Source organism: Pseudomonas sp. S9 (assembly GCF_000222125.1).
Classification (GTDB): Bacteria; Pseudomonadota; Gammaproteobacteria; order Pseudomonadales; family Pseudomonadaceae; genus Aquipseudomonas; species Aquipseudomonas segetis.
In genome coordinates this window covers 264,667-277,700 of sequence record NZ_AFFX01000005.1, presented here as the reverse complement: position 1 = coordinate 277,700, position 13,034 = coordinate 264,667, and the positions used below count along the sequence as shown (strand labels likewise).

General features: G+C 50.7%; 11 protein-coding genes and 3 pseudogenes. 9 read left to right on the top strand and 5 right to left on the bottom strand.

Going from position 1 to position 13,034, the window contains the following annotated elements:
- Window positions 1-11 precede the first annotated feature (11 nt).
- Window positions 12-1,541, top strand: coding sequence for a hypothetical protein (locus tag PSES9_RS24320; protein ID WP_010487468.1), 1,530 nt, complete (start codon window positions 12-14; stop codon window positions 1,539-1,541).
- Between the two features lie 464 nt (window positions 1,542-2,005).
- Here PSES9_RS24320 and PSES9_RS0112695 read toward each other — a convergent pair whose 3' ends face one another.
- Both PSES9_RS0112695 and PSES9_RS24595 read right to left on the bottom strand, forming a co-directional pair.
- On the bottom strand, window positions 2,006-3,004 hold the full coding sequence (locus PSES9_RS0112695; RefSeq protein ID WP_010487467.1) for a DUF2971 domain-containing protein: 999 nt from the start codon (window positions 3,002-3,004) through the stop codon (window positions 2,006-2,008).
- 147 nt (window positions 3,005-3,151) lie between these two features.
- A complete protein-coding gene (locus tag PSES9_RS24595; RefSeq protein WP_010487465.1) occupies window positions 3,152-3,547 on the bottom strand; it encodes a site-specific integrase in 396 nt (131 codons plus the stop codon).
- Between the two features lie 177 nt (window positions 3,548-3,724).
- Here PSES9_RS24595 and PSES9_RS0112690 point away from each other — a divergent pair, with 177 nt between their 5' ends.
- The 4 genes from PSES9_RS0112690 (at window position 3,725) to PSES9_RS0112675 (ending at window position 5,883) form a co-directional block, all read left to right on the top strand.
- Window positions 3,725-3,958 (top strand): hypothetical protein, encoded by a 234-nt coding sequence (locus PSES9_RS0112690; RefSeq protein WP_010487463.1) that lies wholly within the window; start codon window positions 3,725-3,727, stop codon window positions 3,956-3,958.
- Between the two features lie 112 nt (window positions 3,959-4,070).
- Window positions 4,071-4,781, top strand: coding sequence for a hypothetical protein (locus tag PSES9_RS0112685; RefSeq protein ID WP_138943102.1), 711 nt, complete (start codon window positions 4,071-4,073; stop codon window positions 4,779-4,781).
- Between the two features lie 61 nt (window positions 4,782-4,842).
- Window positions 4,843-5,337, top strand: a complete 495-nt coding sequence (locus tag PSES9_RS0112680) for a hypothetical protein (protein ID WP_010487458.1) — start codon at window positions 4,843-4,845, stop codon at window positions 5,335-5,337.
- 75 nt (window positions 5,338-5,412) lie between these two features.
- Window positions 5,413-5,883: a hypothetical protein gene (locus PSES9_RS0112675; RefSeq protein ID WP_010487456.1), complete on the top strand. Its 471-nt coding sequence runs from the start codon at window positions 5,413-5,415 to the stop codon at window positions 5,881-5,883.
- A 1,163-nt stretch (window positions 5,884-7,046) separates the two neighbouring features.
- Here the strand turns inward: PSES9_RS0112675 and PSES9_RS24315 are convergent.
- Complete coding sequence (locus PSES9_RS24315) at window positions 7,047-7,784, bottom strand: hypothetical protein (protein ID WP_010487454.1); 738 nt, start codon at window positions 7,782-7,784, stop codon at window positions 7,047-7,049.
- Window positions 7,785-9,242: 1,458 nt separating this feature from the next.
- Between PSES9_RS24315 and PSES9_RS0112660 the strand changes: the two genes are divergently transcribed.
- On the top strand, window positions 9,243-9,824 hold the full coding sequence (locus tag PSES9_RS0112660) for a hypothetical protein (RefSeq protein ID WP_010487452.1): 582 nt from the start codon (window positions 9,243-9,245) through the stop codon (window positions 9,822-9,824).
- Window positions 9,825-9,850: 26 nt separating this feature from the next.
- Here PSES9_RS0112660 and PSES9_RS24920 read toward each other — a convergent pair.
- Window positions 9,851-10,117: pseudogene (locus PSES9_RS24920) on the bottom strand (tyrosine-type recombinase/integrase); the annotation flags it as partial.
- 85 nt (window positions 10,118-10,202) lie between these two features.
- Here PSES9_RS24920 and PSES9_RS24590 point away from each other — a divergent pair.
- Together PSES9_RS24590 and PSES9_RS0112650 are read left to right on the top strand one after the other, a co-directional pair.
- A pseudogene (locus PSES9_RS24590) lies at window positions 10,203-10,460 on the top strand (transposase); the annotation flags it as partial.
- A 224-nt stretch (window positions 10,461-10,684) separates the two neighbouring features.
- Window positions 10,685-12,034: pseudogene (locus tag PSES9_RS0112650) on the top strand (IS110 family transposase).
- Window positions 12,035-12,069: 35 nt separating this feature from the next.
- On the opposite strand, the gene PSES9_RS25070 reads toward PSES9_RS0112650, so the two are convergent.
- Window positions 12,070-12,228: a hypothetical protein gene (locus tag PSES9_RS25070; protein WP_157998246.1), complete on the bottom strand. Its 159-nt coding sequence runs from the start codon at window positions 12,226-12,228 to the stop codon at window positions 12,070-12,072.
- Here PSES9_RS25070 and PSES9_RS25715 point away from each other — a divergent pair.
- On the top strand, window positions 12,227-12,697 hold the full coding sequence (locus PSES9_RS25715; RefSeq protein ID WP_010487445.1) for a DDE-type integrase/transposase/recombinase: 471 nt from the start codon (window positions 12,227-12,229) through the stop codon (window positions 12,695-12,697). The genes PSES9_RS25070 and PSES9_RS25715 overlap by 2 nt on opposite strands.
- Window positions 12,698-13,034 lie beyond the last annotated feature (337 nt).

Genomic DNA, 13,034 nt, shown 5'->3' with positions numbered 1-13,034 from the left:
CTCTCCCTTTTATGGAATTGAATCGCCCAACTCTCTACGACATCGCATGTCACTTCTGTGTCAGCCGCATTACCGGCGCGACAATTCCCGCTACTCGCCTAAGCAAGATCCTCGAAAGCATATTTCGTGGACAGCCTCTCTCCTCACTGTCGCTGAACTATCTGCAAGAGCAGAACCTCAATGAGCTTTATCAACTGGCGACTGGCCAGATTACCTATGAGGGTTTCATCGCAGCTTTAGATCCGGCTTTAGTAGCTCGAGAGCAGGCTGCCAAAGCAGAACACCAAGCTCAGAAGGCTGATCATTTAGCCCAGGAACGTGCGTGGCATATTGAGTCCCAGCGTAAGATCGAATCCACAAAGGCTGCTCGTATTGAGCGCGCTGCAGCGCAGAAGGCCCAGTCCGATCATGAGCGCAAAACTGTTGATGCAGCTCGCATCGCCCACGAAGCTGCGTGGGCACTGCAATGCAAGCGTAATCGTGACGCGGCTGAAGCAGCGTACAAAACTCGTATGCGCGAACCCGATTACACAGCCCCGACACCCCGAGACATTGCCCGTCACTTCCGTGTGAACCACCCTAAGGCGATTATTTCGCCGTTTAGCAATATCCTGGACGCTCTCTATCAAGGACGTCCGCTTGCAGCAGCCTATCTCAACTACCTAAAGGTCAAAGGGTTTCTCCGACTGTATGAGTTGGCCATTGGCCAAACCACCTACGAGTCCTATATTTCAGACATCGCTGCAGCTGAGGTCGCTCGTACAGCTGCCGAAGCAGCTCGCCTTGAACAGGCCGAAGCACAAAGACTCCGGAATAAGGCCGCCGAGGTTGCTCGCATTGCCCGCGAAAGCGATCCCGCATACATCCTGCGGAGGAAATACGGGATTTTCGCCATCGCTCAATCTTTGTTGCCACAGATGATGGACATCCTCCAGAACATCGACTCCGGCAACCGACTGGCCGATGACGACTTTGTTTGGCTCAATACTGAGGTCCAAGACCATTTCACTCAGGAACTGCGGAAGGCCTACCACCTCCGCGAGGCCGAATTCTGCGGCAATGAGTACCACAGAACCCAGGACCCGTGGAATGCAATCAACGCTAGTGGTCACTATCGAAAGTGCGATCAGCCAGAATCTGCACTCAAAGTACTCGCAAGCGTACCGACCAATCGCTTTAAACACCCCAAGATCCACTCAGCGATGTGTACCACCCAAGGCGGTGTCATGCGTGACCTAGGGCGGCGTACCGAAGCTCTTAAACTAGGCAAGAAAGGGCATGATTCACAGCCGCGAAACTTTCGTCCATGTACTTTGCTAGGCGCGGTGTGCATGGAGTTAGGCAACTTTGGTGAGGGACATGACTGGTACGCCAAGGCTGAGGAACGCGGTGCTAGCAAACAGAGTATCGACACCGAACTACGAGGCATCTTCCTTCGGGCGGACAAGGCAAGGCGCGAAACCATGAGAGCGTCCTTGCTGGCAAAAGATCCGAACCGTTACTGCTGGGTGAATGACAAGGAGTATCGCGGAAAAGGATGAGGTTCACCTCAATCAGATGAGCCTAGGTCCAGCCTTGGCGATCGACTGCTTCCGGCCCAGAGTGTGTAAAAACGCTCAGCTCAAATCGAAGTACGTGCGTCTGCGTGAAATCTAAAATTTGTTGCTATGTCAGCAGACCAAGATTTCGCATAGAAGCGCGATTTTCTGCGCAGTTGGGGGCGCCCAGTGTGCTCAAAAACATTTTTACACAGCCTGGGCCAAAAGCGGACTTCAAAATACTGCCCTGCGCCGTCTGCTCAACTTGGAGACTCACCGGCAGTTCAAGTAGCCCGTGCGTAAGGGAGTCAGCGCCGACACTTTGGAGACCTGGCTGGCCAGGACTACTGGCTGAGCGACCGGCTTATCTGAATTATCCTTAAGCAGGCGACCCAGCCCCGCCAGCCTAGTTTGTTTGCTTGACCCGCATAACAGCTCTGCAGAAGCGGGACTTTTGGTCACTCACTTCAGCACCGCCTGGGTGGGGAGGCGGGCTTGAACTGCTTATTGAAGTAACGCTGATGAAAGACCTCTCGGCCGCTTCGCAATTTGTATCTGGTGGTGAGGTACATTAACTGACTGTTGTCGGACGATATGCCGGCGACGTCGACTCCCTCCAGATTGGGCCTCAATGCGGTTTTGCGGCACTCATCTATCAGTCTGACGTAATTCATCTCCAGAAAAACTTGCAGCTCACTTTCTGGGTACAGGTCATTGGCTGGGTCGAATAGACCTCGACCCACCCTCTCGCATGCCCCCAATGGGGCAGCCTGTTGAAGCGTGTGAAAGTGCAGAGCGAAGTCCAGAGTCTCCCCCTTCATAACCTCGACTGGCCGATTTTTCAGGATTTGACACACAGCATCTGCATGCTTGTCAGATACACGGGGGCCCAGATACACCTTGGTGAGAGCATCATCCAGGTAGTGCTTTCGGCCAACGCAACCAGTGATATAGCGCCATTCCTTCTCGTGCCTCCACTCAACGCGCTTGCGTGCTAGTCGCGAAATCAGCAACGGCTCTACGCCACCAAGCATGCCCGATACCGTGATTGGGGGAGCAGCGCTTTTCGCATAGTTCACCTTAACTAAGTGCTCACCTTGGAAGTCACCAATGGTCAAATTTTCAGTATCAAACTCCAAGCACATCCCGGAAAATTTACTGCCGTAGTAGGCCCACATCGGCAAATCCAGATGGCTGGCTGAAAACGAAACCAGACCAAACCTACTGACCATTTCCTTGAATGGCTTGTGCAGTACGTTAGTGCTAAGCCCCGCACGTGAGAATAAGGCGTCGAAAATCTGATCATCAGGCCCACCAGTTGTATAGAAGGCCTCCATAGGGTCATTCATCTGAGAAAATGAAGGGGCATACAGGTAGCTTTGTCGCAGTGTTTCAAGCTCCCGCTCCAGCAAATCGCTTTTATCGCTCAGTGGTCGAAAACGGTACAACTTGGCAGGAGGTTTCATAGCTGCAAAGATACCTTCGTTTTAACGCCTACTGTTGGCCGGGAGTCACCGTTATACCAGGCTGGAGTCTGTCTAGGCTGTGTAAAAACGTTTTCGAGAATGAGCGCTGCTCAGAAAACGAGCAAAATCGGCACTTCCTCGCGAATTTCAGTCGGGGCAACTGAGAAAATTTTCGCAGATTGCGAGCCTCGAAATTGAGCGAGCGTTTTTACACAGCCTCGGCCAAGAGTGGACGTTTACGGATGACTTTAAGCCGTTTTGAGGCAAGGTACTATTCAATAGCTCCTTTCCCCCAGCTCCAAGATGAAACGGGTGAAGACTGAGGGTCAGCCAGGTAAGAAACTCGCTAACTTCCGCTGGCCCCATCTCCAGAGGGTGACGCATCCGGTGGTAGCGCAGGAAATAGCGTATCCAGTACCAGTAGGTCTTCGCGGTGCGAATGCTGTAGTGATTCACCCTAATAACGTTACGAAACTGTTCTCGCAGGCGTGACTTGGCTGGTGTGGTATCTATATCGCATCCATGCTGTATTTTTGGTTGCACAAAAAGAGGAAGTCAAGCGAATACAGGTCGTATGCAACAGTAAGAAGATAACCAACTATTTTATAAAGAGAATTTACGTATTGAATCGACCGGTCGAGGTGTTGTTATGAAGAAGTCACTAATATGCAATCATAAAGCCGTCGGGCCACTCAACTGTTATGTGCCAAAGGAAGGCCTATGTCGCTCCCTAAAATCAGAGTTGTAATCGCAAGCGATGTAAATCCTCGAGATGGGATCGGCGTTGAAATTTACAGAGATGACGAATTAGTCGTTGAGATTTTCAGGGATGATAGGGACAGAACTCGCACAGTAACTGTATCCAAAGAATCAATTTCGCTTGAGCTAATGGAAGAATCTATTCAAATTTTCAAAAAAGAGATTCCTTGGAATTTCATTGAGCACGAAGAATAGGCACATAACAATGCGCTCAAATCGCTCACTTCGTGAGCTGGAACTGGAACTGGAACTGGCTAAAGCCAGCCTCTTAGCTTAATCGTTAAATGCCAAGGAGTTATCATCGATAATGGCTAAAGATCCTAATGATTTTTCAGAAACAACCAAAACGAAAGTACTAAAAAGGGCGGGATATACTTGCTCCTTTCCAAAATGTAATCTCAGATTAGTTGGCCCACATTCTGATGCGGATGGAAAAGGAACGGTTTCCACAAGTGAAGTTTCACATATCAGAGGTGCAAGACCTGCTGAAAATAACCGGTTCGATGTATATATGACTCCCGAAGAACGTAGCCATCACTCCAATGCTATAGCTCTTTGTAGAACTCATGGGAAACTAATCGACTCTGATGAAGATACTTACTTTGTTAAGTTGCTGCATGAGTGGAAAGATGCTCACGAAGAAAAAATTAGGCTTATGCAGTCTGGAGAATATGTCCCCGATGATGAAGTAAATAAATCATATGACAAGTGTACTGATAATGAGCTTAAAGAGGATAGAGTACATAGATTTCAGCTCATTGAAAATGAGAACAAGAAAAAACAAGAATACTGCAAAAAAGTAGCGATGATACCTGTCGCTACTACTTTGGCCTTGGTGATTTGGTATTTAATTATTGGAAGCTTTCACATATTAATGTTCCCTATTGGCTTTGTTCTTATTGGTGCTCCAGTGAAAATAATTGTGGATATTCTTGAAAAAGATAATGAATTTCAGATTAGACAAAGACTTTCAATAAAAGAAATTAATTATCGCTTACAAGAGAGGGGTGTAGAGTGATTGCATTTAACAAGCGCATGTTGCCGGACTGGTTTTCCGCTGCGCTTAAAACCAGCCGCAAATGCGGGCGTTAGCGGTATATATGATTTTCCACGCATCAGAAAAATACAAACGTAGCGGCAAGCGAAAAACAGTACTCGCCGCATTACTGGTGGTTGGCATAATTTCAGTTGCTGTCTGGGTATTAATTGCCAGCGAGAGCCTGTATCACAAAATTCTATCTATGATTATTGCCTTGCTACTCTCAAAGCATTTGCCCGGCACGTATAAAAACATAAAAAATCATGACTCATCCTATCCGACCGTATCCATAATTGAGCCTGAAAAGAAAATCGAAATATCTCACAACGGCGCTGTTGTTAGCATGCCGTTATCGGATATAGAAAGCCTTAGAATCCAGAGCATTAAAGGCAATGTTAAATCCCTGCTGCTAACCACAAAATCTTTCAGCAATCTACGCTTCGAAGGGTACGAAAATTTGGCAGAAATGGCTGAGCTTCTAAGAAAATACACGCCGGCAGGAAAAACCAAAAATGCCACGTGGTATCACCGCTAACAAATGGTTCAAGTCGTTCGCTTCGCTCACTCGGGACGTGCTAAAGCCCGCCCCTTAACCAAACGTTAGGGCACTATGACTACGACTGCACGAAAAGTCCTTCAAGATTGCGAATATGCGTATGAATGTTTGGATTTTGAAGAGAATGAACGAAAGTTCAAACTCCTCTGGGTGTCTTGCGTTGCGCTGCTTAGAACGGTAGGCCACGTTCTGAGAAAAGTTGATTGTGAGGGGAATAATGACCTCCGCCAAAAAGTCGATATCTGGTGGCGCGGCATTAATGCTGAAAAGCACAGGCACCCGATATTCTTTCAATTTATTGAGGAAGAAAGAAATAACATCCTAAAAGAATACGAAATTGGTATGTTATCTGGCGAAATGGAGATACTAGTCGGGGAGCACGGCGAGCTATTTACACTGGCTGAAACAGAGTATTGTCCAATGGCATACGGGCTATTGGAGGGGGAAGACTGTCGTGAGGTTGTTCATATTGCAATTGCATGGTGGAAAAACCAACTCAGGCGCATCGATGGAACAATGCCCTAGCAAGCAGCGGCAGGGCGACAGCCAACGCTACGCACTGGGCGTTAGGGCGCAGACTTGAGGTTCTCACGTGTCGAATGAATGCGATGTACCGAGTGGACGCGCTTTCCTTGACTTGATCTGGAAGCACGACGAACAAATCCAGGCGCAAACCGACGCGCGAATACAGTCGTTCGGGAAGAAAGCACCTCGCTGCTTTGAGGCTATCGGGACGACTCTCTCTCATCTCGATCGAATATCATCTTGCTTCTACAAATGCCATGGCGGAGACCATCTAGTTGAGTACTTGCTGGGCCGCATCGTCGGATTGTCTCGAGCCACGATCCGCCTCATGCGCTTTGGGCACTACGATGAAGCGCTTTCCATGGTCAGAACAATCGGGGAAATGGCTAACCTTCTTCAGCTCTTTGCGCTGAGTTCTCAAGATTTTAGCGAGTGGAAGAATTCGTCAAAGTCTGATCGGATTTCACGTTACGGACCGGCGTCAGTAAGAAGACGGCTTGAGACCTTAGGAGAACCAGCTAGACTAGATCGAGACTGGTATTCATCTCTCTGCGAGTGGTCGGCACATCCAACCCCAAAGACAAAACCAAACGCATTCAATCCTTACGGGATTCCAGTTGGCGCACCGCGAGTGCAAGATGTGGGCATTCTTGTATGCATCAACGAGCTCGGCCGAGCACTCTGCTACGTCGTGGTTCCAGCGGTATCTCTAATTCCGCTTGAAAGGGGGCAGCGCCTCGCAGCCCTAAAAGAATCACGATCTTTAGCAGAGAATTTGGGCGGAGTCCTGTTAGATCAACTTCCACAAGTTTGGTCCGCACATCGTGAGACTGCCAACTAAACGATCTGCGCCCTAATAATTCGTTCAAGCCGAAGCGTGCTTCGCGGCTCGGCTTAATTCTGGTGCTAAATGGCATGGTGAAGCGTGAATCGTCCTTGGTGCCGTAGTCACTAGATGACCGCTCTTGGCCGTCTCCCGCCTGCTACGACAGGCTAGTCCCGGCCAAGAGGAGACACTAGAAACACTGATCCTAATTCTAGGGGAACAGCGCCCCGCTATAAGACGGCTGTCCGAGCAGTGACCACATAAGCATGTGATGCATCAGTTGGATCATCGCGGGCCGCTTATACGGTGAGCGGCGCGATGCGCTGGAGATCGTTGCTCAGTTTGAGGCCGTGAGCTTCTGCGTATTGGCAATCTGCAATCCGATTGACTTCCTGAGCGCTGCCAGAGCTTCGCTGAACCGCATCCACTCAGGGTCGTTTGCATTGCAGCGCAGTGTTCTCAGATCGGAGGCTTCTACAATATTGAAGAACTTCAGAATGGTCTTGGTCAGCGCGAACAAAATTCCATCCAGAGCGCTTCCCTCCATTAGCTCGCCGCGGATGGTCACGAGCCGAGACCGGAGCTCGTCTAGCGACTGCTGTACGCGGTCGGGAAACTCTGCATCGAAGGTTATCCAGAGAGATCGGCGATCCTCCATATTTGCGATAATTTTCTTCGCGATTTGGGGCTCGGTGCGACCAGCCTGGAGTAATGCGAGACTGCGCGAACACCCTCCGCTGCGCACTTCAGAAACCATGGCCTCGTGGCTGGTCTTCCATTCCCTCAATTGGACTTCTGTGTGTCCAGAGGCATCTGCGTCGACCAAGACACCACACTCTCTGCATAGCCAAATACCGTTCTCAATTGAGCGGCGCTCCTCTGGTGTTTGTAAGTCGTTGTAGCGGGGCCCACCTTTAGCGGCAGCGTGAATGTGCGCCGCATGGCCCGAATTGAGAGCTTTGGTCGGAACAGAGGAAGGCCCAACGGTAAGCTTGAGGCAGTATGGGCTCGAGCAAAAATGCGCGGCCCTCTGAGCAAGTGCGGTTTTTGTTGCCGCTTTGAATTCGTCTCTCATTGTCTCTACGAACTCCCTGTTCGTTATCGGTGCTTATATGTCTTGTTAGATAGCAGAGTGGAATAGCTTATGTCGCCTAGAAGGGCTGGGCAATTTGTGTGCGCCCAGCTTCTGGGGAGTCCTGCGCACGATCAACCGATGGTGCTAAGCACTGAGATAGAATTTTAAAGGGTGGCTAGCTCCAGCTCTGGAGCGATGGGCTACGGCGTGCGTTGCGAAGGCTGTTGGCGCCCAAAAAACAAAAGCCCGCGTGAGCGGGCTTTTGTTAAAGAATTCGACCCTGCACGCAGCACAACCTACATCAGGGGAGCAGCAGCAGAAACTGCGAAGCAGTTGTTGTGAACCGACAACACAGAATCTACGCGCTGCGCTGATATTACTCCTGAGGAGCACCACCGCAAAGATGTTTTTATCAAGCGAGCTCTTTTTGATCGTAAGGATAGCTCTGGGCAGGGATCATTTCGCATGACAGTGTGCACACTTGCTGAGCGGCAGAACCTGACCGATTCTGCCTTCCACATCATGATCACGGGTCAGCAATCAACAAACCAGTTGTTAAAATGATATCCCGCGCTAACCGACACAGCACATGTGCCCAGCTCCAATAAAGGCCACTGTCCTTCGACACCAAGCCACCACTGCACCTTGAACAGAAGAGCTCCCACCAATACGCAGGTCAGAATACCAAGAGCCAGGCCAACCAAAGCGAAAAGCCGAGCCCCTAACCCTGGATTTCCGCCGTGCCAGTTCTCACTCAGGCAAAAGGGACAGTGATTCGACGACGGCGAATGGCCCCAGAAACCACGACTATATGTCGCTCTTGGAACCATAGCCTTGCCACAGTTGTGACAGGTAACCATCGAGTGTCTCATACCGCACCTCAGCTCAAATCGTCGATGAGCCCATGGTGCGCTACCGCAGAAAAAACCCAACTACGTGACCTGGCATCTACTCAGCGCCCGGTCTGAGCTGGGCTCAAACCCTCCAGCCCAGATCACAGAGGTTATGCTGAAGGCGACCAAAATAGAATTCAAGACGCCAGTTCAACTCCTCAAATGGCCGCTCATCGGAAATGCGTGCAAGGGGGCATTTATGGGGGCACCTAACAGAAAACCTACAAATAAATCCATTAAATACAAAAGGTTATTCATACATTTTAAATCCCCCCCGGCTCCACCATTTGAAACACATTAAGCCCTTGAATTTCCTAGTGATTTTCAGGGGCTTTTTGCTTTCTGGGTGTTAGGTGTCGAAAAAGTGTCGAAACTCCAGCCTAGCAACTTGCCTCAACGACTAGCTCAGACTATATTCAGGGTAGGCATTGATGGATGCCTGCCGCTTGCACTGGCGAAGCCTTGCACCATCACATCAAAATCCTTCGCTTTGGCATCTATCCAAGACGCACAAAGTGGTATGCAAGCAACTGCTGAAGCTACATGCGTCGCTGGATGATTTGTCATGTCTAAATATTCCCCTCTTAATCTGATTAAACAAAACGCCAAATGCTTAAAAATCGCTGAAGGGATAACTCTGTCTGCTGCGCAAGAATCGATTGCAAAAGCATTTAGATTCAATAACTTTCATGAGTTAAAAAAGGTAGCTGGACAGCCCATCACTGATTTAAGAATCTTAGAAGCAGCATTTGGTGTACATGAGCTGGAACAAGCTATCTGGGAAGATGACCTGCCGAGTGAGCTTCAAGATCACCTCGACGAAATAATGAGCAGTGAAACCGCAGACACGAATGCAGGAAATTTTTCGTTCCGGGGCCTCGATATTGAGGAGCAAAACTATGACGAAAGTAACGGAAAGCTAACCCTTACGGGATCACTTGTTTACTCAGGAGAGCAAGACCAAGATCGTCCATATCACGGATCAGAGTTCTATTTAGACGTAGAAATCAACCTATGTCGACGTGAAAACAAATGGGTTTTCGACGAGGAAGACGGAGTAAAAATCCTTAATCTCGAGACAGATCGTGACCGCGACCACGCTCAAGAACAAACTGACTTATACAACGACTATCTAGCATCCCTTTAATTATTTAGCCCACAGGGATGTGGGCCTCAAAGCTCATACTTAGGGCCGAGCATTAGTGCATCTTTCAGATGATCAGGTGCAAGGTGTGCATAACGCATGGTCATGGCCAAGCTGGAGTGACCAAGGATTTTCTGCAGGGTCAGGATGTTTCCGCCGTTTTGTACAAAGTGACTGGCGAAGGTGTGGCGCAGTGAATGCGCGGCCTGCCCTTTGGGGAGCTTGATTGAAGTTCTCGCCAAAGCACGCCGAAACGAAGTGATGGACGAGTTGGGTTGCCCATGTTGCTTCCAATGATGGACGATCTTGGCTTTGTTGTGGCTCAATGATTCTGGACATCCCGATAGGGCGTTAAGCTTCGCCCAGCCATGAGGTGTTTGCGTGACCAGAAGATCATTCAGTACAGATTTCAAACTCGAAGCAGCTGGCCTGGTTTTGGATCAGGGGTACTCCATTCCCGAAGCCTGCAAATCGATAGGCGTAGGCCCGACTGCATTGCGTCGCTGGGTAGAGCAACTGCGCAGCGAGCGTGGCAGCACTACACCACCACGCAGCAAAGCCCTGACTCCTGAGCAAGGGCGCATACAGGAACTGGAAGCTCAGGTTCGGCGCCTGGAGCGGGAGAAAGAGATCCTAAAAAACTGCCTCCCCGGCTCCCCGCGGCCCACTGGACTAGAAACACGACCACTACACTGAGTCCGCTGGACAGTGGTCGTCTGCTTTTTGGAGGCTAAGTCCCCGTCAAAAAAACCTGACCCAGGGGAAGCTGCGGACCCGTTAGTGGTGGCACGTTTCGTGACCCCGTTTAGGAATGTGATTCGATCCGAGTCCCCGTCCAGCATTTCTTGTGTTGGAGGGTGCTCATGAAGAAATTCAGTTCAGAAAGTCACGGCCTGCCAGTCATTCATAACCGTGCAGCTGGCATCGACATCGGCTCGCGCTTCCATGCGGTAGCTGTGCCAGCCAACCTAGCTGAGGCGCCAGTGCGAACCTTTCAGGCCTTTACTGCCGACCTGGAAAGGATGGCCGATTGGCTGGTCGATCTTGGGATTACCACAGTGGCAATGGAGTCGACCGGGGTGTATTGGATTCCGGTCTACGAAATTCTGGAAACCCACGGCCTGCATGTCGTGCTGGCCAATGCACGGGACGCCCGTGCAGTACCTGGACGCAAAACCGACGTTAACGATGCACAGTGGATTAAACGGCTACATGCCTGCGGGTTGCTGCGTGCTAGCTTCCATCCTGATCGAGAGATCGCGGCCTTACGCAGTTATCTGCGTTTACGAGAACGGCATCTCGATTACGCGGCTGCGCATATCCAGCACATGCAGAAGGCACTCACCCACATGAACCTGCAACTGCATCATGTGGTGTCTGACGTCACCGGAGTCACTGGGATGCGGATCATCCGAGCCATTGTCGCTGGCGAGCGAAACCCGACTAAATTGGCAACCATGCGCGATACCCGCTGCAAGTCCAGCCCCGAGGTTATCCAGAGTGCCTTGGTCGGCAACTACCAGCCGGAGCATGTTTTTGCTTTGGCGCAAGCGCTGGCCATGCACGACGCTTATCAGGTGCAGCTTGAGGTCTGCGACCAACAAATTGCTCAGAGTCTGCTGCGGCTCTCCCCGCAAAAGACCCCACCCAGCGAGCCCCTACCGAAACCACGTCACCGGACTAGGCAGCCCAATACGCTCAATTTCGACGTCCGCTCCTTGCTCTATCAGTTGGTCGGCGTCGACCTGACTCAAATCCACGGCATCGATCCCTACTTGGCACTGCGGTTGGTCGCTGAGTGCGGTACCGATCTGAGTCGTTGGCGTACTGCCCACCACTTTACCTCCTGGCTGACCTTGGCTCCTGGGTGCCGTATTAGCGGCGGCAAGGTGCTCTCGGCTCACACTCGCAAGACCAAGAATCGAGTCACGGCTCATCTCCGGTTAGCGGCGGTAACCATTGGCAGGACGAACACTGCGTTGGGCGCCTTTTATCGACGGTTGTCGGTACGTATCGGCAAGGCTAAGGCGGTAACGGCGACCGTGCGCAAGATCGCTATCCTGTTCTACAACGCGATGCGCTTCGGCATGGTTTACCAAGATCCGGGAGCCAATCACTATGAGTAGAAGTATCGGGAGCGAGTCGTTAAAGGATTGCACCGTAGAGCGGCCGAGTTTGGTTTCACGCTACAGACCGTCGAAGGTGTTTCTTAGGAGGCTACCGCTCTCTTGATGTCGGACTCCCTCGATCAGTAGCGCTGATCGAGGCATTGGGCGAGCGGTATCCACGAGCCGAACTGTACCGAGTGCTTGATGTGCAGCGCAGCAGCGTTTACGAGGCCTGCAAACGCCGTCGCCGAGTTGATCACAGGCGAATTGCCTTGCGTCAGCTGGCTGCCGAACTTCATGCACAAAGTCGTGGTTCCGCAGGGGCCAGAACATTATCAGCAGGAGCAGGTTGGTCGCTTTCTGGCTCGACGCCTGATGAAAGAAGCCAGGCTATTCAGCTCGCAATGTCGCAAGCATCGCTACCGCAAGGCTGATGGCGAAAGCGCCATTGCGGCCAACATACTGGATCGGCAATTCACAGTGAGCGGTCCTAACCAAGTGTGGTGCGGTGATGTGACATACATCTGGGCAGGTAATCGCTGGATCTACCTGGCAGCAGTCATGGATTTGTATGCGCGCCGCATTGTCGGTTGGGCACTGTCCAGTCGACCAGACTCGCAGCTCACGACACGCGCGTTACGCGTGGCCTACGAATCCCGAGGCTGCCCGCAGCAGCTGATGTTTCATTCTGCCCAGGGTTGCCATGACTCCTGCCATCTGAGTGCGAGCTCTCGCTTTGAATTGAGCCCATCACACCAAGCACGATAACGACTGATTCTAGGTACGCTAATGGGGTCTGACCGCCTAAAGACTGGCCCTCAAGGGAAAGGCTCAATTACAGGATAAGCGGGAAGAAAAATATGCAGCTAACGACACCCGGAAATGATTAGTGTTCCTAACCAAAAAACTGGGCTCATATATACAAGCCTAGGCTCTGAGTATTTCGATATCGCAGCAAATTCGAAACCAAGAAAAAACTTAGCAACAAATCATCTCAGACTTACTTCAACCCAAATACTGGGTTCATTCTTACAACGGTTAGTTCTCTGAGCATACGGAACGGCTTTTATCAGAGATAATTAATAATCTGAAAATAATTACAAAA